The organism is Pseudomonas sp. ASL9 (assembly GCF_056680335.1).
The window spans coordinates 134,778-157,813 of the sequence record NZ_CM155277.1; the positions used below are offsets into that span (position 1 = coordinate 134,778).

The window sequence follows — 23,036 nt, forward strand, 5'->3', positions numbered from 1 at the left end:
CGCTTGATTTTGTTCCTGGCTGAATCAGTTTTAGAGGCAGCTCGTTGTATCCAAACCAGCTGCCTGAATTAATCGATAAATATCAAAAAACGCTGTGTTTTTCCCAATGCCATTCCAGGTTGAGCGTACTGCCATAGCAATGGATAGACATCTTGAAAATCTGCACTTAGGGGCTCATACAACCCTCTCCGACCAACTCTTCTTTCATCATCCCACTGTGACTTCTCAGAACCTGAGTCGCGCCCATCACCCCCCTTCTCTGCTCAAACGAATCGCGGCTTCTCGCATTAGAATTGTGGGCAAAGGACTCGACGAGATGACCCACATGCGCTCCACTCCAAGACGCAGAATGCCTGAGCGATGACAGAAACACTGGGCTATGTGAAATTGCTGAGCGCTTTCACGCCAAGGCTCAAGTTGGAGTGTTGGAGGATGTGGAAGGGCTCCAGCGGAAATGCGTCTAAAATCTGAAGCCAAAGCCACCCCGCTCTGGAGTTCAAGGAATGACAAGTTATCAAGAGCTAGAATCGTCTCAACCCCCTGATTAATGAAGAGAATGTGCTACTTTGAAAACTGGTTTGAATTGGAATCTGATGGATCTGTATTACTTCGCCAAAGTTGTCGAGGCCGGAGGCTTCGCGGCTGCGGGGCGTTTGCTGGGCATTCCCAAATCCCGCCTGTCTCGGCGTATCGCCGAGCTGGAAACCCGCCTTAACGCCAGCCTGCTGCAACGCACCACGCGCAAACTGGCGCTGACAGCCGTTGGCGAGCGTTATCTGCAGCATTGCCAAGCCATGTTGCTGGAAGCAGAAATGGCCGATGAGGCCGTCGCCTCACTGTCGGCGGAACCTCGTGGGCGGCTGCGGGTTTCGTGCCCGGTAGGCTTGATTCATTGGAATCTGGCCAGCGTGATCAACACTTTTCTGGCCAGCCACCCTCAGGTCCAGCTGGAAATGTTGCTGGTCAATCGACGTGTCGATCTGGTGAATGAGGGCATTGATATAGCGCTGCGGGTGCGTGACGTCGGCGATGAAGACCCCAGTCTGATCGTTCGCCAACTGGCCCCGGCCCACGCGGTGTTGGTGGCGTCACCCGCATTGCTGGCCGGTCGCGTCATCAGCACACCCCAAGATCTGGCGAGCCTGCCGGTACTGGGTGCCATCGAGGCTGATCGCAAGGTTCACTATGCATTGGTCCACAGCAGCGGTGAGCAGTGTGAAGTCGCAATGGAGGCCCGTTTGGCCATTGATGACTTCCCCCTCCGTAAAAGTGCCGCCTTGAGTGGCTTGGGCCTAACCATGTTGCCGATGATGAATTGCCGTGAGGAGCTGGACGATGGTCGCCTGATTCAGTTGTTGCCTGACTGGTCACTGCCTGGGGGCCATCTGCAAGCGGCTTACACCCAGCGTCGTGGGACGCTTCCGGCGGTGAGGGCGTGGATTGATCACATCACCCGCGCGTTCACAGATGACTTGCGCTGTCATGACTGACTGCATTGATCGATAGGGATAAGAAGATGAGTCCTGAACACGTCGCACAGTTTTGTCTGCAACTGCCGGGCGCCCGCGAGGATTACAAATGGGGCGGCACTCGGGTTTTTTCAGTGGCGCAAACGAAAATGTTCGCGGTACTCGATCTGGCAGGTGCCGGGTTGTCGTTCAAGGTCGGTGCAGAGCTGTTTCTGGGTTATGTCGACCGACCGGGCATCCGCCCCGCGCCTTATCTAGCCCGCGCGTATTGGATCAGCATGGTCCCACCCTACCCCATGAGCGGCAATGAATTACGCGATCTGCTGACACGCTCGCACCAGTTGGTGGTGAGCAAGCTGCCCAAGATTCGGCAGGTCGGCTTGAAGGTGTCATAAGAAATGACGGGCCAAGTAATGACTGCCCAGAAACAAGCGGTCGATCCAGAACACCTGATGCAACCCGACGATCACCCAGAACACCGTTTGATAAGAGAGCTTGCGGGTTTTGTGCCGCAAGCTCTGCTGTGCCAGCAAGGCACCCGGCCAGCCGCCCAGCAACTCGGCGCCATGCAAGATTTTTTCCGGCGTGCGCCAACCGTCATTGCGGGCCTGGCGTTTATCGCGCCAATATAGGAAGAACGTCAGCAGGCTCATCACTAAATAGCCGCAGGCGGGGATCGCCGAAACGCCTCTGATCGCCATCGACAGCGCTCCGAAACCTGGCAACGCGCACAACCCCAAAAAAATGAAGAGCTTGAGCCGCACATGCTGCACCGACTGTTTAGCCCCGCGTACATTGGGTCCAGCCTTGCCTTCACGCGACTTGCCTTGAGGTTGAGTGCGTTGTTCCATCGGTCTTATCCTTGAGCGGCCGCAGAGGACCAGTCGATCCAGCCAAACTACCAGGTCGCCAGAATAAACAGGCCGAAGGCGATCCGAACATCCATCACTCCCCCATAAAGCAATGCCCTCGGCACGCTTCTTTAGTGCTTTTAATGATGACGCAAGCGACGCGCGATGCACACAGGACTGACATGATGATTGCCAGGACGTAAAAACCCCCGGGAACCATTCATGTTTAGTCAAAAACCGCCGAAAGCCTACCAGACGTGACGAATTAGTGCTCTAGCCCTACCCGTGTAGCGCATACTTTATTCCGGCTGTATGACGGAAAAAGAACAATAAATGAAGGAGCGGAATTTCATGAATAGTTTGCGCAGTTTGTCGATCAGCCGCCGGTTGTGGCTGATTCTGGTGGTCTCTGTGCTGATGCTGTTGATGCTCGGAATATTGATGCTCAAGCAGATCCACACTGACCTTTATGCTGCCAAAGCCGAAAAAACGCAGCAGCTAGTAGACGCTGCCAGTGGCGTACTCACGTACTTCCACGATCAGGAAACCGCCGGCAAACTCACTCGCGAGCAAGCCCAACTGCAAGCACAGACTGCCATACGAGGATTGCGCTACAACCAGAACGAGTATTTCTGGATCAACGACCTGCGACCGGTGATGATCATGCACCCGGTCAATCAAAAGCTTGAGGGCCAGGACTTGTCGGGCATCAAAGACCCTGATGGCTTTGCCCTGTTCAACGAGATGGTCACTGTCGCCAAAACCAAAGGCGCAGGCCCCATAGCCTACCGTTGGCCAAAACCCGGTTCCAGCGAACCGGTGCAAAAAACCTCTTACGTGAAACTGTTCGAACCCTGGGGCTGGGTGTTGGGTTCGGGGGTGTACATCGATGACATGCAGGCTGAGTTCTACGCGAAGGTGTGGAAAGCATCCATTGCAGGTTTGGGCATTGCGCTGATCATGGCACTGCTGGTCGTGATGATATCCCGAAGCATTGTCCGGCCATTACAGGAAGCCGTCGACGCCATGGCCAGCATCGCCAGTGGCGAAAGTGATCTAACGCGGAGTCTGGATACTCACGGCCAGGATGAAGTCACGCAACTCGCGACCCACTTCAACGCCTTCACCACAAAAATGCATCAGGTCGTGCGCCAATTGCTGTCTGCCGCTGCAGCGTTGGGCCAGGCGGCCACCGAACTGGGCAACAATTCGAGCCAGGCTCAGGCGCACAGCCAGCAACAGTCGCAACAAATGGAGTTGGTGGCCACGGCCATCAATGAAGTGACCTACGGTGTTCAGGACGTGGCGAAAAACGCCGAACAGGCCGCCAGTGAAATGCGCGACGCCGAAGCCCAGGCCAAGCAAGGGCAGATCAATATCGACAGCAGCCTGCGTCAGATCGATCAATTGTCCGGCACCATTACCCAGGCAGTAACTGTTATCCAGACCCTGGCAGCCGAAAGCACGCAGATCGGCAGTGTCCTGGAGGTGATTCGCTCCATTGCCGACCAGACCAACCTGCTGGCGTTGAACGCTGCTATCGAAGCGGCCCGCGCCGGAGAACAAGGCAGGGGCTTTGCCGTGGTAGCCGACGAGGTGCGCCTGTTGGCACAGCGCACGCAGAAATCAACGGCTGAAATCCAGTCGATGATAGAGCGTCTGCAACACCACTCAGACGCAGCAGTCAAAGTCATCGGCGACAGCAGCCACGCTTCGCAGTTAACCATCGAACAAGCCAGCCAGGCCGGTCAGAGCCTGAACTCGATTGCCCAGGCACTGCGCAACCTCAATGGCCTGAACGCCTCGATCGCTAGCGCCACCTTGCAACAGGCTCATGTGGTCGAAGACATCAACCAGAACGTCACCCAGGCGGCAGGCCTGTCACAAAACACCGCCAACGCTGCCGAGCGTTCCAGTGAGGCGAGTGTGCACCTGCGCGACCTGAGTAATCAGTTGAATAGGTTGTTGGGGCAGTTTCGGGTATAGCCCTGCCCCCACAGCTACCAAGGTCCGTGGGAACAGGTTGACCTGCGGATGTGCCAATGCGGCGTGCCAAGCACGTCGCTTTTGTGGGTAAGCTCACTTTCACAGGATGTGTGAAGGCACGTTTTGCTGTCTTGCCAGAAGCCCCTATAACGCCATCTCTCATCAAACAACCTATAACCAATTGAAAAATAAAATATAAATTGCAAGTTATTTTCAGCCAAACGCTGACCCCCTGTAGGAGCTGCCGAAGGCTGCGATCGCCCCGGGGTCGCGTCCGACGGAACCGGTCGCTTTCTTGAGACCGCTGAAGGTCGTGCTGACCTTATCGCAGCCTTCGGCAGCTACAGTTTGCTGCCCGACAGCGCGGCGTCGAAGACGCGGCGGGCCTCCCTCCCCCCCTGCGTATGCGTTTACAATCCCCTCCCGATTTTTTCTCGTTGTCCTCTAAGGAGTTGCCATGTCCGGGCTCGAACTGTTCGCGGCTGGGCTAGGCGTGATAGCCGTCTGGCTGACCGTGAAGCAGAATGTCTGGTGCTGGCCCATCGGCCTGGTCATGGTCCTGCTTTATGCCTGGGTCTTCTTCAACGTGAAGCTGTACTCGGACATGCTTTTGCAAATGATCTATGCCGTGCTGCAGCTTTACGGCTGGTGGCAATGGACGCGGCGCAGCGAGGTGCAGCAGGGGCGCGTCGTCACGTATCTCGGCACAGGCCCGCTATTCCTGAGTCTGGCACTCGGCGCGGGCGGCAGCTTGGCGTTAGGTGCGGCAATGGCTCACTTTACCGACGCTGCGCAACCCTGGCTGGACGCCGCACTGACCGGCTTCAGTTTGGTGGCCCAAGTGTGGATGGCGCAAAAGCGCATCCAGTGCTGGCCGCTGTGGATCGTGTTGGATGTGATATTCGTCAGCCTCTTCGTCTATAAAGAGCTGCACCTCACTGCGGCGCTGTATGCGCTGTTTACGCTGATTGCCGTGCTGGGCTGGCGTGAGTGGCGCCATGAACAAGCCGTTGTAAGCCCATGAAAGTACTGGTTCTGGCGGGCCCTGAATCCAGCGGCAAGAGCTGGCTCGCGGCACAGGTACAAAACCATTTCGGTGGCGAGTTGGTGGGTGAGTATGTTCGCTATTTTATTGAGCAACAGGCCCGCGACACGTGTTATTCCGATGTCCCGACCATTGCCGAAGGTCAGTTGGCTTGGGAGGATACCGCTCGATCAAGGCACCCTGGACTGCTGATTCTCGACACCCACCTGCTGAGCAATATGCTCTGGAGTCTAACCCTGTTCGGCGATTGCCCGGGCTGGCTCGAACAACAGCTATTAGCTCGCCATTACGATTTACATGTGTTGTTGGCACCCGAAGGGGTCGATTGGGTCAGCGATGGCCAGCGCTGCCAGCCGGACCTGAGTGAACGCCAAGCGTTTTTTGCTGCCAGTGAACAATGGTTGAAGCAGCACCAACAACCGTACCGCGTGATCAGCGGCGAGCGGGATAGCAGACGTGAACAAGTATTTGCAGCGATCGACGACCTACTGAGTGCGCAGTAAGCCGCATAACGGTCGATTTACACAGGCCGTTGTCCATTTTTGAAACACATCAATGACGTGAGAAGCCTGACCCAGACAGGTTCGACTATTTATTGACACTTTCTGTTAAGTCTCTGATACAGGTTGTTGAAGGACCGATTGCCTGTGTGACCTTTCAGACACACCCATCTGTTCAATTGAGGCTGTTTCAACATCGTTACACCGGTGTTGAAAGTTTTTACGCCTTAAACTTCAAGAAGCTGATTTATATAACAAAATTAAAAGCGGCACAGCTTCTGCTCTCTTTCCTGCATCGCTGATTAGGGCCAGCGCATCAACGAAAGGAAGAGCAGTCATGGGGCGCGTCAAAAAAGGGATATTTGATCTTGTAATGATTGGATGCATCAGCAGCGCATCCTTCAGCCTCCCCGTATTTGCCGCGGGTGACGGCGTCATTGTCATTGAACGAACCGTTCAGCCTCACGTCGCCACCCGCCCCTTGATGCGTCCAGATCCAAATCCCACCACTGTCAACGCCAACCCATCGAGTCAGGTCAACGGCGCATTGGCCAACTCCGAATTGACTGACGGCGATTTTGCCAGCGTCAGCAGCGGTGCAACCATCAATCACTTGCTTATGCCCGGCGGCACCCTAAGCGGCTTGAATACAGTCAGCCGCGGGCTGCCCGGCGTAGACGCGGGTCATTCAGGCGGTGCAGTCAGTGGCATAAGCAGTCAGGTGACCAGTGCCGTCCAGCAAGGTCTCGCTCCGTTGCGCATGCTTTCGGGAGACCGTTGAGATGACTCGCTCACTCCTGCTCGTCGCAATGTTCTGCTCCTGCGCGGCGCTGGCCGACTCAAACAGCCCAGTGGTTGATCAGGCCGTCATCGACAGCTCCGGCCAAAATTATCAAGGCAACTTTTCGGTAAACCAGGCGGCTGGCGATCAACAGCAACAAGTCAACGGTCGTGCTATCGCCGTGGGTACTGAAGTTCAGGCCACTGGCCAATACCGTCAACAGCTGAATACCCGAGCTGATCCTGCACGGGACACGCGGTCAGCCATCCAAGGCAATGCGTTCAGCAATGGTAGCGGGATCCTGGGGGTCAACCAGTCATCTGGCGCCAATAACCAACAAATCAACGCAGTGCGCCTGGGCATCAGTGTCCAGCCGCAAAGCATCGACGACAGCGTCCTTTCACAGCAAAACGTGGCGCTGTTGCAAGGCTCCGGCACACCTGAACACTCTCCCGGCAACCGCCAGGTCGCTACCAGCGATCAGGCCTTCACCGGTAGTCGAGGAGTTGTTCAGTTGAACCAGAGCGCCGGGGTGGGGAACCAATCGGTCAACACCCTGAGCGTACGGGTCTCCAACTGACCCAAAGGAATACAGCTACACAACGTTCAAACACTTAACACTCTAATAAGAATGGAGAAACACCATGCAACCTACAATGGCAATCAAGCCTCTGGTCTTCGCTCTGGCAGCGGTCATGGCTGTAGCAGCACACGCTCAACAACGCAATGATAACGACCCTAGCCTTGCGCTGAGCGCAGGCGCTACTGCGACGGTAATGGATGCACAAAGTAGCCATGACAACACCGTCCTCAACCAAGGCACTCAAGACAGCGCCACGCTCAATGGCTCGGGTTCCAACGCCAATGGCAATCTGGGAGTTAACGTCGCAGGCGGCAACGCGAACCAACAGGACAACGCTGCAGCCATCGCCACTGCCGATCAAAGCTTCATTTTCGGTACTGCGGTCTCTACAACCAGTGCCACCCAGACCAACAACAATAATACGGCTGCCAACTATTCCACCCACGCCACTACCGCGCTCTCGAACTCGGGCAATAGTAGCTCCGGCAATATTGGTATGAACGCGGCGTCTGGCGACTACAACCAACAGAAAAACAACTTGGCGATTGCCGTGTCTGGCGGTCGGGTGGCCACCGCTACGGCGTCCGCCAATCAAACGTCCAACAACACCACTGTCGGCAACTATGCTGATCGTACCAACACCATCACCACCCTCAAGTCAACCATTGCTGTGGCTGGCGCTTACAAAGGGACAGGCCAAGGCCTCGTTGACGATAACGACAGCCGTGGCGGCAGGGGCCGTGACAGCAGCAATGACAATGGCAAAAACAAACTATCCTTCACCGAGAGCGGCACAGTGGAATTGAGTGGGGTAGCGACTTATCAAGTCTTGACCCCTACGGGTTGGGCAAACCCTGTGACCAACAGCGCTACCATGAGCAATTCGCTGAACAACGTGTCGGGTAACATTGGCGCCAACGTATCTGCGGGCATCGGCAACCAACAAAGCAACTCGCTGTCCATCGCCGCAGGCTGCAAATCTTGCATGTAAATGCGACGATAATCAGGGGTTCTCGCAAGAGACCCCCTTTTTCCAAGCACTGTTGGAAGTATTACTTTGCTGAAGTGACTTAAACGGCCAAGGCGTAATGATCATGCGTAGTATTGCCCTCTTCTGCCTGCTTTTGGTTGCTGGCCTGTCACAAGCAGGTCAAATAGCGATCCCCGGGTTACCAGGCTCGAATCTGGTCTACAAGCATATCCAGAGCATGCGCGAGCGGCGTTTCAGCGATCTAGTGGAGCAAAAGACTGATTTCAGCTGCGGTGCTGCCGCGCTGGCCACTGTGTTGCGCCAAGCCTATTGGCTGGACGTGACTGAGAACCAGCTTATCGAAGGCATGCTGCTGACTGCGGACCAGGACCTTGTGCGGACACAGGGTTTCTCCATGCTCGACATGAAACGCTACATCGAAAGCATCGGCATGCGTGCCCGAGGCTACCGCATTCCAGCGGAAAGCCTGGACCGCCTGACCATCCCGGTCGTGGTGCTGATGGATATTCGCGGCTACAAGCATTTCGTCGTGCTGCAAAAGACTCAGAAGGATTGGGTGTACATAGGTGATCCAGTACTTGGCCACAAGCGCTACTCGCGTGAAGACTTCGCTAAAGGCTGGAACGGCATTATTTTCGCGGTCATCGGTCCGGGGTACGACAAACATAACGCCCTGCTCGATCCGCCATTGCCATTAACCGCCAGAGGTCGCGTAGACACATTCAGCCCGGTCAAAGATGCAGAGCTGATGGAGTTCGGCTTTTTGCAAAGTGATTTCTTCTAATAAAAAAAGTGGCAATGGAATGGGAGTAGCACATGAAAATCCATTACTGGCTGGCCGCTGCCTGGATGGCCGCTAGTCTGCCGACGCATGCCTCCACGGTCTTCAAACCCATCGAGCTCAAGGACCAGGAACTGTCGCAGTTACGCGGTCGTTATGTGATGCCGGACCGAATTGTTTATTTCGGCATGACCATGACCAGCACTTGGCAAAATGCCGCTGGGGATGTTCTCGGTGCACAAACGACACTGCAAGTACAAAAAAACACGATAAAACCTCAGTTCTATGTCGCGTTCATTAACCAGAAAGGGAATGGGTCAACACAGGCTAACGGTCGCGGCTCAATTACGGGAGGAGCAGGCCTCACTACTATTCAGGGCGTTACGCAAAGTACACGCACAGCGGGCGACGGTAATAGCTCCACCAACAATGTTGATATCAACGTCCAACAAAATGGCCAGGCACCGGCTCCGGCGGCCAACCAAGGTCAGGCATTGACCAGCGGCTCAACCATTACCGGCGCCAACGGCGCAGGCAATGTATCGGTATCGTCCGTCAATGGTGGCGTGCAATTAACCCTTCAAGCCAATAACAACCAAGGCAACGCGATGCAGCTTATTGCTTCGGGCGGCCTCATGCAGGCTGTCAACCTGACAGGTGCGGGGAATCAAGTTAATAACTTGACGCAACTGAATGTTGTGCTACGAAACGACCTGCGCTCTGCAGGTGCACTGAATTCCAACCTGGAGCAGCTAAAGAGCCTTCACTCCGCCGGTTATTGATCTACGCTCTGTTTCATCATGTGAACATGGATGGCTTTTGACATGTATCAATCGTTCTCGTTTCGCGCAGTTATCTGTTTAGGGGCGCTGTTGCCAACGACGTATATCCAGGCGGCAACAGATGCTGATGTCGATACACTGAAACAAGAACTTATGGAGTTGAAACAACGTTATGAGGTGCAGCAAAAAGCACTGATGGTGCTTGAACAACGGGTGCGCCAGGTCGAAGACCAGCCAGCGACGCCTCAGCCAAAACGACTGCTGCGCTCGCCGGCTACACCTGTAAATACGGGCAGTGGCGTTGCCGTAGCCAGCAGCGATAGCCATGCCACGGGCTCAGGCAGCTCTTACGGCCAGTCACTTAAAGATGACTCGCAACCGGCACAAAGCGTGACCAACCTGTATGACGAGGCCAGTGGCTTTTTCGGGGGAGGCAAGTTCAGCCTGGAAACCGGTCTTACCTACACCCACTACGACACTCACCAGTTGATCCTCAACGGTTTTCTGGCGCTGGATTCGATTTTCCTGGGTAATATCGGCGTCGATCAAATCAAGGCCGATAACTGGACCCTGGATTTGACCGGACGCTACAACTGGAACCAGCGTTGGCAGTTCGATGTCAACGTGCCCGTTATCTACCGGGATACCACTTACTCTTCGGCCGGTGCCGGCAATTCGTCGACCGCCATCTCCGAGGTCGACGTGAAACGCGATCCAACCGTGGGCGATATCAACTTCGGGGTCGCCTATAAATTCCTCGATGAGACGGCCAATACACCGGATGCGATCTTTACCCTGCGACTCAAGACGCCTACCGGTAAAGACCCGTATGGTATCAAACTGCAAAAATCCAGTCAGAACGACAACCTGTTTACGCCTCAAAGTCTGCCAACCGGCAACGGCGTGTGGTCCCTTACGCCTGGCCTCTCGCTGATCAAGACCATCGACCCTGCTGTGCTGTTCGGCAGCATCGCTTATACCTACAACATGCAAAACTCATTCGGTGATATCAGCCCTACCGAAGGCGTTCAAGTCCCTGGCAAAGTCAAATTGGGTGACACGTTCCAGATCGGCGCGGGTATCGCCTTTGCCTTGAACGAGAAGATGAGCATGTCGTTTTCCGTGTCCGACCTGATCGCGACGAAAAGCAAGGTCAATCAGGATGGGGCGGGCTGGCAAACCGTCAGCAACAGCGATGCCAATGCGGGGTATTTCAACGTTGGCATGACCATGGCCGTATCAGACAAACTGACCATCGTGCCTAACCTTTCCATTGGCCTGACCAATGATGCGCCAGACTTTACCTTCAGCCTGAAATTCCCGTACTACTTCTGATGGTCGTATAAGCGGTTTCAATACAAAGCCCGCGATCATCGCGGGTTTTGTATTGAGTCAAAAAACTCAGCGGATCTGATGTTTGTGCAGCAGCCTGTAAAAAGTCGGCCGCGACACCCCCAATACTTTGGCGGCAACGCTCAGGTTATCACTGTGTCGGGTCAGCACATCACACAGCGCCTGACGCTCAGCACGGGATTTATAATCATCAAGGGTGCCCATGGTAGCGCTGGTTTCCTGACGACCGACCAAGCCCAGGTCGGCGGCCTCGATTTGTCGCCCCTCGGCTAACACCAGGCCACGCCGAACCCGATTAGCCAACTCGCGAACGTTGCCCGGCCAATTGTGCTCGCCCATGGCAACCAGTGCATCCTGGCTGAAATTGCGTGGACGACGCCCCGTTTCCTGGCTGTAGAAGTGGGCAAAATGATTGGCTAACATCGCCAGATCACCGTGCCGCTCACGTAACGGTGCCGTGCCTACTTGCAAGACATTCAAGCGGTAATACAGATCCTCACGAAACCGCCCGTGGTGGATGGCTGTCTCGAGGTCAACATGGGTGGCTGCCAATACACGAACGTCGACGGTGATCGGTTCACGTCCGCCGACTCTCTCGATGTGTTTTTCCTGAAGAAATCGCAGCAGATTGGCCTGTAGCTCCAACGGTAGATCGCCGATCTCATCAAGGAATAATGTACCGCCGTTGGCGGCTTCGATTCGTCCGATCTTGCGCTGATGTGCGCCCGTGAAGGCGCCCTTTTCATGGCCAAACAACTCGGACTGAATCAAATGCTCAGGGATGGCGCCGCAATTGATTGCGACGAAGGGCTTGCCTTTGCGCTGGGACTGCCGATGCAAGGTGCGAGCGACCAGTTCTTTACCGGTGCCACTTTCACCCCGAATCAACACGGGCGATTCAGTCGGCGCCAGTTTGCTCAATAATTTGCGTAATTCACGAATCGGCCGGCTTTCGCCCAATAGTTCATGCTCAGGTTCGTGCACATGGACCGCGCCCTGCCCACGAAGTCGCGCCATGCCATAAGCGCGACCGAGGGTGACTTGTACCCTTGAAACATCGAAGGGCAAGGTATGGAAGTCAAAAAACCATTCGCAAACAAAATCGGCGATTTTTTGCAGACGCAACTCATCGGGGCTGAGCACAGCAATCCATTCGGTGTTACTGCGGGTGATGAAGTCCTTGATCGCTTCAGGATGTTCTACGTGGTAAGGCGTCAGGCGCAGCAACCCGACGTCGCAGGTACGCTCAGCGGCCGATTCAAGGGTACGGCTATCTACATCCCAGCCAGCCTCGCGCAAAACGGGAATCAAACGGTGACAATCGTCGCAAGGGTCGACAATCAATAGGCGACGTAGTGGAGCCGATTCATGCATAAGGATTCCTTGGCGCCAATATTTATAAACCTTTTTAGAAACAGTAAGTTGGCTGATACGGCTGTTACATTAGCAAAATTTTGACACGCTCTTGTACTGTTTAACTATAAGCATCATTCCAAAAAGCACTAATCAAAACAAAGTAGCTCATCCAACTATTTTGCCCGCTAATCAAGCGCTTTGGTTTTGTTGAAAAAAGGGCCCCGCAAACCCACGGCGAACAACGATTAGTACCGTTGGTAGGAAAAGTATTAAATTATTTACACAACACTGTGACTTACCCCACCCCTTGTGTCATCAGTACAAGTAACCAGCCGAACGGTAAGCCCCCCCCGGCGGCGATTGGATCTATTTGGGCATGGAGAGGAACACCTATGAACGCCCCACTGCGCTTTAACGAAGCACTTTTGATTGCTGGCCACGCCTTCGAGCCCTTTCAATGCGTTGCCTGGGCCCCGCAAGACGGCAACGGCGAACTCAGTCTGACCGTCATCGACCGCACCAACACCCGTATTGGACGCAAGCAGATCCCGAGCAGCGCCTATCGCGACCCTGCTCAGCTGGAAAGTCTGCTGAAGCAAGCACGGGCAGAAATCAGCCAGGACGGCTACAGCCTGATGCCTTGGCACATGCCTTCGTAAACTGAAATAACGCGGCTCTGAATACACTGCAGAACCCTGTAGGAGGTTCTGCAACGTCTTCGACGCCGCGCTGTCGCGCAGCAAACTGGATCAGTAGGAGCGCGCTTGCCCGCGATTGCTTCGGAGCAAACTTATTCGCAACCGATTGCGAAGCAGTTTCAAGCCGGCATTCCCTGCTCTCAGCAAACCCGAGTTAACGATTCAATATGGCAATACTCAGCCCCTAGCGCTGAGGCCAGTTGCACCGCTCGCCCCAGCCGAATCGGCCCCTGCTCTATGTCGATCAGCAGGCTTGGGCAACTTAGCCGAGGCACGTTCGGCAACGCCTTGATCCGGCCATCGGTCAATAGCAGCAGACGCTGCTGTTCGGTTGGGTGCTGTTTTTGGCGCAAGGTCAGCCAGTGCTCGGCTTGTTCAAGCGCCGCAATCAACGGCGTGCCACCCCCCGCACCCAGCGCGTTGAGCCAGGGTTGTAGTGCGGCGGACGCTTTGAGGCCTTGATGTTGCCAGTGCGGGGTATTACCGCTGGCGGTGAGCAATGCCAAGCGGACGCGGCGGCGGTAGGCATCATCAAACAGTTGGCTCAATACGCCTTTGGCCTGACTTAAGGCTTGATGCCGGCGGGTCGACGCCGATGCATCGACAATGACCAGCCATAGCTCCTGAGGTCGACTGCTGCGCGGCGTGCGGATGAGGTCTTTGCGCCGTTTCGGGCGCCCGCGCAACAGGGTCGGCAGCCAGCTGATAGCGCCGTCCGCTCCGGCCCGCACAGCCCCGGTTCTACCGCCAATGAGTCTTCCAGGCTGGGGCGAGGCATCCGCCCCCGGTATTGAACGAGGGCGGATGCCTACGGCTTTTTTGGCCAGCTCGGCACTTCACGGCGGATACCGACAGGCAGTGTTTGTGCAGGCAACTCGCCCCAACTGCCCTGCCCGTCACCTTGGCTCTCATGGTGTTCGGCGGTATGGGCATTACCGGGCGCATTATCATCTGAAGTCTGCGGCGATGAAGCTTCAACTGGCGGAGGGGTTCCCATGGACGGCGAGCCGACGCGGCGACGATGACGCAGGGCAAACTCGGCAACCGCGTCGATATCTTCGCTAATGATTTCCTTCGCGCCGCGCCACGCCGCATGGGCGCGTGCCGCACGCAGCCAGACCAGGTCCGCACGCATCCCATCCACCCCTGCAGCAAAGCAGCGCTCAGTAATTTGCCCCAGCGCCTGATCATCCAGGGCGATGGTGGGCAGCAGCGCCCGCGCCTGTTCGCAACGTTGTTTCAAGGCGGACTGTTGCTCCGCCCAGTGCTCACAGAACGCCACGGGATCAGCATCGAAATCCAGCCGTCGGCGAATGATTTCCCCTCGTTCGGCCGGGGCCGCATGGCCACTCAAGACCACGTTCAAGCCGAAGCGATCCAGAAGCTGCGGACGCAGTTCACCCTCCTCGGGGTTCATGGTGCCAATCAGGACAAACCGCGCCGCATGACGATGGGAAATACCATCGCGCTCGATCACGTTGGTCCCGCTGGCGGCGACATCGAGCAGCAGATCGACCAGATGATCGGCCAATAGATTGACCTCGTCGACGTACAGCACGCCCCCATCGGCTTTGGCCAGTACGCCTGGGGAGAACTGCGCCCGACCTTCGCCCAGTGCGGCGTCCAGGTCCAGCGTGCCCACCAGGCGTTCCTCTGTCGCTCCCAGCGGCAAGGTGACGAATTGCCCGCTGGCCAGCAAATCGGCCAGGCCACGCGCGAGGGTCGACTTGGCCATGCCGCGCGGCCCTTCGATCAGTACGCCACCGATCTTCGGATCGATAGCCGTCAGGCACAACGCCAGCTTCAGTTCATCGGCACCCACTACCGCAGCCAGCGGAAAGTGCGGAATATCGTTCATGCTTGCCTCTCAACAATCATTAATTTTCTTCTATATCCAGCAGCAGGTTTTCCAGCGCCTGGCGGTACTCACCCGGCGCCTCCCACAAACCACGCTGCTGGGCTTCGAGCATGCGTTCGGTGATATCGCGCAGCGCATCGGGATTGTGCTGCTCGATGAATTCGCGAGTCGAGGGGTCCAACAGATAGGCATCGGCCAGCAATACGTATTGGTGATCATCAATCAAATGCGTGGTGGCGTCGAAAGCAAATAAAAAGTCCACCGTCGCGGCCATTTCGAACGCGCCTTTGTAGCCGTGGCGCTTGACCCCTTCAATCCACTTTGGGTTGGCCGCACGCGCACGTACCACCCGGTTCAACTCTTCTTTGAGGGTACGAATTTTCGGCAAGTCAGGCTGACTGTGATCGCCATGGTAGCTTGCGGCTTTCTGCCCGCTGAGGCTTTCCACGGCCGCGAGCATGCCGCCCTGAAACTGGTAATAATCGTTGGAATCGAGCAGGTCATGCTCCCGATTGTCCTGGTTCTGTAGCACTGCTTGTACCTGGGTCAGGCGCTGAGCAAAACGGTCGCGCGCCGGCGTGCCTTCATCAGCGCCGCCGTACGCATAACCGCCCCAGTTCAGGTAGACCTCGGCAAGGTCTTCGCGGCTTTGCCACAAGCGCCCGTCAATAGCACCTTGCACGCCCGCCCCATAAGCACCCGGCTTGGCGCCGAAAATCCGCCAACCGGCTTGTCGTGCGGCATCGTCGGCACTCAAACCGTTACATTCAAACTGCTGGCGCTCTTCGCGCACCTTGGCCGCCAGTGGATTAAGGTCATCCGGTTCGTCAAGAGCGGCGACCGCTTGAACGGCGGCATCGAACAGCCGAATCAGGTTGGCGAACGCATCGCGGAAAAACCCCGAGACGCGCAATGTTACGTCCACCCGAGGCCGGTCGAGCAGGCTCAGGGGCAGGATTTCAAAGTCGTCGACCCGCTGGCTACCTGTGGCCCAGACCGGACGCACACCCATCAGGGCCATGGCCTGGGCGATATCATCACCGCCAGTGCGCATGGTCGCCGTGCCCCAGACGGACAGACCCAGCTGGCGCAGGTGATCGCCATGATCCTGCAAGTGTCGCTCCAGCAGCAGGTTCGCCGATTGAAAGCCGATGCGCCATGCGGTGGTGGTGGGCAGATTACGTACGTCTACGGAGAAGAAATTACGCCCGGTAGGCAGTACATCCAGGCGCCCCCGACTGGGTGCACCGCTGGGCCCTGCCGGGACGAATCGACCGCTCAAGGCGTCAAGCAAACCCTGCATTTCCGCAGGACCGCAGGCATCCAGACGTGGCGCAACAACCTCACCTAAACAATCAAGGATAAGCGCTAACTCATTGTTTTTAGTCAGATCAGCGACTGGCGTTAATGCCAGAACCTGCTCAATCAACCACGCCGCGAACAACTCCAGCCGCTCACGCGTATCACCCGCGGTGCGCCAGGGTTCGGCGCTGATGTTCAACAGTTGCGCTGGGCGAGGCCCACCCCAGGGCTCTGATAACACGCAATCGAGCGGATCGAAACTCAGCTCGAAGGATTTGCTCAGGGCACGCAACAAGCTCGATTGCGCACCACGGCCATCGCCGCGAGGAATTCGCAGCAAAGCGAGCAACGTGTCAATGCGCAGACGTCCACTGGGCGATTCGCCGAATATATGCAGGCCATCGCGGATCTGTGACTCTTTCAGATCACACAGATAGGTGTCCAGACGCGGCAACCAGAGGGCGGCATCCGCCTCAGCGTTGAGCTGTTCGTCCAGTTGCAGTTCACGATCGATTCGGGTTTCACGCACCAGCTTGAGAATGTCTCGTTGCAGTTCGCCCGCACGACGCGGATCGAGCAACTGTGCTTCGTAATACTCATCGGCGAGCACTTCCAGGTCACGTAGCGGGCCGTAGGTTTCGGCGCGGGTCAGCGGCGGCATCAAGTGATCGATGATCACTGCCTGGGTACGGCGCTTGGCTTGGGCGCCCTCACCGGGGTCGTTGACGATGAACGGATAGATGTTCGGCATCGCACCCAATACTGCGTCCGGCCAGCAATTTTGCGACAGGCCGACACCTTTCCCCGGCAACCATTCAAGATTGCCGTGCTTGCCCACATGCACCACCGCATGGGCGCCATAGGCTTTGCGCAACCAGAAGTAGAACGCCAGATAACCATGGGGCGGCGCCAGATCCGGGTCGTGATAGACCGCACTGGCGTCCACTTGATAACCCCGCGCCGGTTGAATGCCAATGAACGTCAGGCCAAAACGCAGCCCCGCGACCATCATCCTTCCAGAACGAAACATCGGGTCGCCCTGCGGCGCACCCCAGCGGGCAGTCACTGCCTCGCGATTAGCCGCAGGCAAGTCATCGAACGCCGCCTGGTACTCATCCAGCCCCATGCTCTGCTGACACGGGCGCAGATCGATGCTGTCCAGATCGTTAGTGACACCGCCAAGCAACGCGTGGATCAAGGCAGTGCCGCTTTCAGGCAACGGCGCCAGCGGATAACCCTCGGCGTGTAACGCCCGCAAAATATTCAACGCGGCGGCCGGCGTGTCCAGCCCGACGCCGTTACCGATCCGACCGTCGCGGGTAGGGTAATTGGCCAGAATCAGCGCGACGCGTTTGTGTTGATTGGGCAGGCGTGCGAGGTCGATCCAGCGTCGCGCCAGCTCGGCAACAAAATCCATACGCTCAGGCTGGGCGCGATAACACACCACATCGGACTGACTGCGCTCGCTGTGCCAGGCCAGATCCTTGAAGCTGATCGGCCGGCTGATAATCCGCCCGTCCAGTTCCGGCAATGCAATGTGCATCGCCAAGTCTCGCGGGCCCAGACCTTGTTCGCTGGCGGACCATGCTGGCTCATTGTCCTGGGCGCAGATGGCCTGAATCACCGGGACATTGCGCCGAAACGGTCGCACATGGGGTGCTTCCGGACTGGATTGAGCAAAGCCGGTGGTATTCAGGATAAGCTCGGCACCGACTTCATCAAGCAGGTCCTCCACCACGGCCAGGCAGCCTGGCTCTTTCAGGCTGGCGACGGCGATGGGTAAAGGATTCAAACCCTGAGCCTGCAAGCGAGCGCAGAACACGTCGACAAAACCGGTGTTGGCCGCTTGCAGGTGAGATCGATAAAACAGTAATGCCACAACCGGCTGAGCAGCGTGCCAATCGGCCTGCCAGTCCGTCAGTTCGGCATTGGCTTTATGCGGGTGGTAGATCGCCGTGCGCGGCAAGGCTTGAGGCTCCGTCCAAGGATAATCGCGGCCCAGCCAACAGTTTGCCAAACAGCGATATAACTCGAGGGCATTGTGCATGCCGCCCTGGCGAAGGAAATGCCAAAGCCGCTCGCCCTCTTCGGCCGCAACGGTGCTCAGCCCGCTTAACTCTGGGTCCGGACGATCATCGCCCGGCACCAGAATCAACTGCACACCCCGCCCAGCCAGTTCCACCAGACGCTCGACGCCATAGCGCCAATACCCAATGCCGCCATGCAGGGAAATCAAGATCACCTTGGCATGCCGCAGTACTTGATCGACGTACATGTCCACTGATGCGTGATTTTGCACTTGCATCGGGTTGGCCAGACGCAGGCTCGGGTAATCCTCAGGCAACTGTTGCGCCGCCTCGGCCAGCAACGCCAGATGCGAATCGCCGCTACAGAGGATCACCAGCTCGGCTGGGGTTTGCCCCAAATCAGCGATGCTGTCGTCGGGTACAAAACCGCCGGGCTGGGTTCTCAGTAAATGCATAGGTCAGCCGGCAACCGCTGCGTGCAGTTGGGCTTCGAGCAGGCTGGCGTCGAGTTCCTGACCGATCAACACCAGATGGGTTGCGCGCTCTTCATCGGCACGCCAAGCGCGATCGAAATGCTTGTCGAACCGCGTCCCTACGCCTTGAATCAGCAAGCGCATCGGCTTGCCCGGAATCGCCGCGAAACCCTTGACCCGCAAAATGCCGTGCTGCACCACCAACTGCGTCAGGGCGTCGAGCAACAGGCTTTCGTCAGCCTGGGGCAATTTGATCGAGATCGAATCGAACGCATCATGATCATGGTCGTCATGGTCATCGCCTTCGTGATGGTCATGGTGGGTGCGGCGACTATCGATATGCACCTCGGACTCGGCACGCAGCCCCAACAATACGTTGATGGGCAGACGACCACTGCTGGCCTCGATCACTTTGACCGCAGGCGGCAACTCTTCCGACACCTCCGCGCGAACCGCCGCCAGGCCAGCCGCGTCGAGCATGTCGGCTTTATTAAGGATGACCAGGTCCGCGCTCGCCAGTTGATCGGCAAACAACTCATGCAGTGGCGATTCATGGTCAAGATTTGGGTCGAGTTTGCGCTGGGCATCGACCTGATCCGGGAACGCAGCGAAGGTGCCTGCCAACACGGCTGGGCTGTCTACCACTGTAATCACCGCATCGACCGTGCAGGCGTTACGGATTTCTGGCCACTGAAAGGCTTGTACCAGCGGTTTTGGCAACGCCAGACCGGAGGTTTCGATCAGAATGTGATCCAGGTCGCCGCGACGGGCAACCAATTCGCGCATGACCGGAAAGAACTCTTCCTGAACCGTGCAGCACAGGCAACCGTTGGCCAGTTCGTAGACACGACCGTTGGCTTCTTCTTCGGTGCAGCCGATGGTGCATTGCTTGAGGATGTCGCCGTCGATGCCCAGCTCGCCGAATTCGTTGACGATCACTGCGATGCGCCGACCTTCGGCGTTATCGAGCATGTGCCGCAGCAACGTGGTTTTGCCCGAGCCGAGGAAGCCGGTAACGATAGTGACGGGAAGTTTGGCCAGTGATTTCATCGGATGCCCTTTGGCAAAGCGGCGGGCAAGCAGGACGATATCCACGCAGCGCACGCACGCGGATCAATTCGCCACCGGATCACCCCGCCCGGTTGTAGTGAGAATCTCGTGTCGAGGCAGGTCTCCTGGCTGACGGCGGCGTGTCGATGGCCTGAAAAGCGTCCGACACGCGTTCATTGCGCCTTCCCACACGCGTGCAGTGGCAGTGCAATGAACATGACCGTATACAGTTGCGGGGGCAGCCGCGGCTTGAACCGCGTTCCCTTCTTAGCTCCGTGCAATACCGGAGCACCTCGAGCGAGCAAGGCTACGCAGTGACCGCAGACAGGTCAATAACCAACTCGGCCGCAGAGGTACTCGGTTGACTCCCGTGCTGGCCCATGTTTTCCTAGCCCCTTGTTTCGGGTGCCCTTCACAGGGTGAAACGGGAAACCGGTGCGCTTCATGCCAATGTGCATAAGCAAGTCCGGCGCTGCCCCCGCAACGGTAAGCGAGTGAAGAGTCATATCCACTGTGCCGGCAGTCCGGCATGGGAAGGCGATTCTTGATGGTCAGGTTGCATACAGACCCTTCGCAAGCCCGGAGACCGGCCCGACAAATCACATAACAACCCGCGGTGGGCGGGCGCTGTTGAACCTCTACTGACGTCTGTCAATAGGGTTTCCATGCGCTTGCCTACTTGCCCGGATCATTAGGGAAGCGTCATGTCGATCAGCACCATCAACCACTCAGCTACCACCACTTCCATTCAAACTCGACGCCTGACGGCTGCTGTCAGCGCCCTCTTGCTGGGTGCATTTCTGGTCTACTTCGCCGGCTTCTCGCATATCGATGCGGTCCACAACGCTGCGCACGACACCCGTCACAGCTCTGCCTTCCCTTGCCATTGAGACCTGCCAGCATGTTCAAGCGTATCGCTCAAACGGCCGGGTTCACAGGTCTGCTAGCTGCACTGTTATTGACGCTGCTGCAAAGCTTCTGGGTCGCACCGTTGATTCTGCACGCGGAGACTTATGAAAAGGCGCCGACAGAACACGTCCATGAGCATGCTGAAGGCGCTGGGCACGTTCACGACGCCGAGGCTTGGGAGCCACAGGATGGCTGGCAGCGTGTCGTGTCCACCACCGGCGGCAATCTGGTGGTCGCGGTCGGTTTTGCATTGATGCTGGCGGGGCTTTATACCCTGCGTGCGCCGGGCCGTACGTCTCAGGGCGTACTGTGGGGGCTGGCCGGTTTTGCCGTGTTCGTTCTGGCGCCAACTTTGGGCCTGCCGCCTGAGCTGCCAGGTACCGCGGCAGCTGATCTGGTTCAGCGACAAATCTGGTGGGTGGGCACTGCCGCGTCTACCGCTGTTGCCCTGGCGCTGATCGTGTTTGGCAAGCACTGGTTACTCAAGGTGCTGGGGGTGGCGACTCTGCTGGTGCCGCATCTTATTGGCGCGCCGCAACCCGACGTGCATGCGAGCCTCGCCCCTGAAGCCTTGGCAGCTCAGTTCAAGATCGCCTCGCTGTTGACCAATGCGCTGTTCTGGGTCGCGTTGGGCCTGATCAGCGCATGGCTGTTCCGTCGCAACAATCATGAAATCAACACCCCGCACGTCAATCACCGCACATGACCCAGCAACACTCTGTGCCGACCCTGGTGGTCGGCCTCGGCTGCCAGCGCGGCTGCCCTGCTAGCCTGTTGCTTGAATTGATTGAACAGGCTTTGCAGGCACAGGGTCTGGCAATTGAAGCCATCACTGCCCTCGCCTCCATTGATCAAAAACGTTCTGAACCAGGCTTGCTGGCGCTGGCCGAGCGCCTGAGTCTGCCACTGGTATTTTTCAGTGCGGCAGAGTTGGCGGGGTTCGACGCGCAACTCAGTTACCGTTCGGCCATCGCATTCGCCCATACAGGGTGCTACGGCGTGGCCGAAAGCTGCGCATTAGCGCTGTCGCAACGCCTTGGCGGACGCCACAGCGAATTACTCATTACCCGCCAGAAAAACTCACACGCGACGTTTGCCTTGGCCGGCGACGTACCTAATCGTCGATAATCCATCTGCTTTCACTCCCCTTCAACAGCCCATGGCTAGATTCTGGAGAACCCATGACCGTCTTTTTTATCGGTGCAGGCCCCGGCGACCCGGAGCTGATCACGGTCAAAGGCCAGCGCCTGATCCGCAGTTGCCCGGTGATTATCTACGCCGGCTCGCTGGTACCGACCGCCGTCCTTGAAGGCCACCAGGCCGAACACGTGGTCAATAGCGCCGAACTGCACCTGGAACAGATCATCGCCGTGATGAAATCCGCTCATGAACAAGGCCAGGATGTCGCCCGAGTGCACTCGGGCGATCCCAGTTTGTATGGCGCCATTGGCGAGCAGATTCGTTACCTGCGTGAACTGGATATTCCCTTCGAAATCATCCCTGGCGTCACCGCGACCGCTGCCTGCGCCGCACTGTTGGGCACCGAACTGACGCTGCCGGATATCTCCCAGAGCGTGATCCTGACCCGCTACGCCGATAAAACCTCGATGCCCGTTGGCGAGGAGCTGACCAGCCTGGCGCAGCATCGGGCGACCATGGCGATTCATCTAGGGGTCAAGAACCTGCCGAAAATTGTTGCTGAACTGACCCCGCACTACGGCGCCGACTGCCCGATTGCCGTGGTCCATCGCGCCAGTTGGCCGGATCAGGATTGGGTGCTGGGCACCCTGGCTGACATCGAGGAAAAAGTTCAAGCCAAGGGTTTTCGCCGTACCGCCTTGATTCTGGTGGGCCGGGTATTGGCCAATGACCAGTTCGCCGAATCTTCACTCTATCGGGCCGGACATGCACATATCTACCGGCCCTGATTGCCAAGAGCCACTAGTGTTTGGCATTGTTACCAACCACCTGACGAGGCCACCCCCCATGCTTGAACTTCGCCCGAGCTGTGAATGCTGTGACCGCGACCTGCCTAGCGACAGCCAGGACGCGTTGATTTGCTCGTTTGAATGCACCTTCTGCAGTGATTGCGCACACGACCGTCTAGGCGGTGTCTGCCCCAATTGCTCCGGGCAACTCCTGCCACGTCCGGCACGCACCGGTGCTGCGCTGCTCAAGAACCCGGCTTCCAGCCAGCGCGTGTTCAACCCGGCCGGTTGCGCCAAGGCCAGCTGAAACGGC

23 protein-coding genes, 1 pseudogene and 2 riboswitches are annotated in these 23,036 nt (G+C 57.3%); of the genes and pseudogenes, 18 read left to right on the forward strand and 6 right to left on the reverse strand.

Features of this window, described 5'->3' with window-relative positions:
* The first annotated feature begins 593 nt into the window (after positions 1-593).
* Together AC1ME2_RS00595 and AC1ME2_RS00600 are read left to right on the forward strand one after the other, a co-directional pair.
* Complete coding sequence (locus AC1ME2_RS00595; protein ID WP_480442400.1) at positions 594-1,490, forward strand: LysR substrate-binding domain-containing protein; 897 nt, start codon at positions 594-596, stop codon at positions 1,488-1,490.
* A 26-nt stretch (positions 1,491-1,516) separates the two neighbouring features.
* Positions 1,517-1,864 carry an MmcQ/YjbR family DNA-binding protein gene (locus tag AC1ME2_RS00600; RefSeq protein ID WP_480438667.1) on the forward strand — a complete coding sequence of 116 codons (348 nt, stop codon included), beginning with the start codon at positions 1,517-1,519 and terminating at the stop codon, positions 1,862-1,864.
* Here AC1ME2_RS00600 and AC1ME2_RS00605 read toward each other — a convergent pair.
* Entirely contained in the window at positions 1,859-2,320 is a 462-nt protein-coding gene (locus tag AC1ME2_RS00605; RefSeq protein WP_480438668.1) for a DUF1294 domain-containing protein, read from the reverse strand. The genes AC1ME2_RS00600 and AC1ME2_RS00605 overlap by 6 nt on opposite strands.
* A gap of 441 nt (positions 2,321-2,761) precedes the next feature.
* Here AC1ME2_RS00605 and AC1ME2_RS00610 point away from each other — a divergent pair.
* The 10 genes and pseudogenes from AC1ME2_RS00610 to AC1ME2_RS00655 all read left to right on the forward strand — a co-directional run.
* A pseudogene (locus tag AC1ME2_RS00610) lies at positions 2,762-3,448 on the forward strand (cache domain-containing protein); the annotation flags it as partial.
* Between the two features lie 123 nt (positions 3,449-3,571).
* The gene (locus tag AC1ME2_RS00615) at positions 3,572-4,306 is read left to right on the forward strand and encodes a methyl-accepting chemotaxis protein (RefSeq protein ID WP_480442402.1); all 735 of its coding nucleotides are present in this window, start codon (positions 3,572-3,574) and stop codon (positions 4,304-4,306) included.
* A gap of 457 nt (positions 4,307-4,763) precedes the next feature.
* Positions 4,764-5,330 carry a nicotinamide riboside transporter PnuC gene (gene pnuC, locus AC1ME2_RS00620; protein WP_480438670.1) on the forward strand — a complete coding sequence of 189 codons (567 nt, stop codon included), beginning with the start codon at positions 4,764-4,766 and terminating at the stop codon, positions 5,328-5,330.
* On the forward strand, positions 5,327-5,854 hold the full coding sequence (locus tag AC1ME2_RS00625; RefSeq protein ID WP_480438671.1) for an AAA family ATPase: 528 nt from the start codon (positions 5,327-5,329) through the stop codon (positions 5,852-5,854). The genes pnuC and AC1ME2_RS00625 overlap by 4 nt, the downstream gene beginning before the upstream one ends.
* A gap of 334 nt (positions 5,855-6,188) precedes the next feature.
* Positions 6,189-6,632, forward strand: coding sequence for a hypothetical protein (locus tag AC1ME2_RS00630; RefSeq protein WP_480438672.1), 444 nt, complete (start codon positions 6,189-6,191; stop codon positions 6,630-6,632).
* 1 nt (position 6,633) lies between these two features.
* A complete protein-coding gene (locus tag AC1ME2_RS00635; protein WP_480438674.1) occupies positions 6,634-7,212 on the forward strand; it encodes an adhesin in 579 nt (192 codons plus the stop codon).
* A gap of 64 nt (positions 7,213-7,276) precedes the next feature.
* Entirely contained in the window at positions 7,277-8,206 is a 930-nt protein-coding gene (locus AC1ME2_RS00640; RefSeq protein WP_480438675.1) for a heme utilization protein, read from the forward strand.
* Between the two features lie 103 nt (positions 8,207-8,309).
* Positions 8,310-8,990, forward strand: coding sequence for a C39 family peptidase (locus tag AC1ME2_RS00645; RefSeq protein WP_480438676.1), 681 nt, complete (start codon positions 8,310-8,312; stop codon positions 8,988-8,990).
* 32 nt (positions 8,991-9,022) lie between these two features.
* Positions 9,023-9,769 (forward strand): hypothetical protein, encoded by a 747-nt coding sequence (locus tag AC1ME2_RS00650; RefSeq protein WP_480438677.1) that lies wholly within the window; start codon positions 9,023-9,025, stop codon positions 9,767-9,769.
* 42 nt (positions 9,770-9,811) lie between these two features.
* Positions 9,812-11,104, forward strand: a complete 1,293-nt coding sequence (locus AC1ME2_RS00655; RefSeq protein WP_480442404.1) for a hypothetical protein — start codon at positions 9,812-9,814, stop codon at positions 11,102-11,104.
* Between the two features lie 66 nt (positions 11,105-11,170).
* On the opposite strand, the gene AC1ME2_RS00660 is transcribed toward AC1ME2_RS00655, so the two are convergent.
* Positions 11,171-12,496 (reverse strand): sigma-54 dependent transcriptional regulator, encoded by a 1,326-nt coding sequence (locus AC1ME2_RS00660; RefSeq protein WP_480438679.1) that lies wholly within the window; start codon positions 12,494-12,496, stop codon positions 11,171-11,173.
* Positions 12,497-12,870: 374 nt separating this feature from the next.
* Here AC1ME2_RS00660 and AC1ME2_RS00665 point away from each other — a divergent pair, with 374 nt between their 5' ends.
* On the forward strand, positions 12,871-13,137 hold the full coding sequence (locus tag AC1ME2_RS00665) for a hypothetical protein (protein ID WP_480438681.1): 267 nt from the start codon (positions 12,871-12,873) through the stop codon (positions 13,135-13,137).
* 179 nt (positions 13,138-13,316) lie between these two features.
* Here the strand turns inward: AC1ME2_RS00665 and AC1ME2_RS00670 are convergent, their stop codons facing one another.
* The 4 genes from AC1ME2_RS00670 to cobW form a co-directional block, all read right to left on the reverse strand.
* On the reverse strand, positions 13,317-13,907 hold the full coding sequence (locus AC1ME2_RS00670) for a vWA domain-containing protein (RefSeq protein ID WP_480438683.1): 591 nt from the start codon (positions 13,905-13,907) through the stop codon (positions 13,317-13,319).
* A gap of 77 nt (positions 13,908-13,984) precedes the next feature.
* Positions 13,985-15,034, reverse strand: coding sequence for a magnesium chelatase ATPase subunit I (locus AC1ME2_RS00675; protein WP_480438685.1), 1,050 nt, complete (start codon positions 15,032-15,034; stop codon positions 13,985-13,987).
* A gap of 19 nt (positions 15,035-15,053) precedes the next feature.
* Entirely contained in the window at positions 15,054-18,818 is a 3,765-nt protein-coding gene (gene cobN, locus AC1ME2_RS00680) for a cobaltochelatase subunit CobN (protein ID WP_480438686.1), read from the reverse strand.
* Positions 18,819-18,821: 3 nt separating this feature from the next.
* Positions 18,822-19,886 (reverse strand): cobalamin biosynthesis protein CobW, encoded by a 1,065-nt coding sequence (gene cobW, locus AC1ME2_RS00685; RefSeq protein WP_480442405.1) that lies wholly within the window; start codon positions 19,884-19,886, stop codon positions 18,822-18,824.
* 98 nt (positions 19,887-19,984) lie between these two features.
* Positions 19,985-20,196: riboswitch (cobalamin riboswitch) on the reverse strand.
* Between the two features lie 76 nt (positions 20,197-20,272).
* Positions 20,273-20,495: riboswitch (cobalamin riboswitch) on the forward strand.
* 95 nt (positions 20,496-20,590) lie between these two features.
* Between cobW and AC1ME2_RS00690 the strand changes: the two genes are divergently transcribed.
* The 5 genes from AC1ME2_RS00690 to AC1ME2_RS00710 are packed head-to-tail and all read left to right on the forward strand — an operon-like array spanning position 20,591 to position 23,030.
* Complete coding sequence (locus AC1ME2_RS00690; protein WP_480438688.1) at positions 20,591-20,776, forward strand: CbtB domain-containing protein; 186 nt, start codon at positions 20,591-20,593, stop codon at positions 20,774-20,776.
* Positions 20,777-20,787: 11 nt separating this feature from the next.
* Positions 20,788-21,501, forward strand: a complete 714-nt coding sequence (locus AC1ME2_RS00695; RefSeq protein WP_480438689.1) for a CbtA family protein — start codon at positions 20,788-20,790, stop codon at positions 21,499-21,501.
* Positions 21,498-21,923: a cobalamin biosynthesis protein gene (locus AC1ME2_RS00700; protein WP_480438690.1), complete on the forward strand. Its 426-nt coding sequence runs from the start codon at positions 21,498-21,500 to the stop codon at positions 21,921-21,923. Before AC1ME2_RS00695 ends, AC1ME2_RS00700 begins: the two co-directional genes overlap by 4 nt.
* Positions 21,924-21,976: 53 nt before the next feature.
* Entirely contained in the window at positions 21,977-22,723 is a 747-nt protein-coding gene (gene cobM / locus AC1ME2_RS00705; RefSeq protein ID WP_480438691.1) for a precorrin-4 C(11)-methyltransferase, read from the forward strand.
* 58 nt (positions 22,724-22,781) lie between these two features.
* Positions 22,782-23,030 (forward strand): DUF1272 domain-containing protein, encoded by a 249-nt coding sequence (locus AC1ME2_RS00710; RefSeq protein ID WP_480438693.1) that lies wholly within the window; start codon positions 22,782-22,784, stop codon positions 23,028-23,030.
* Positions 23,031-23,036: the final 6 nt, after the last annotated feature.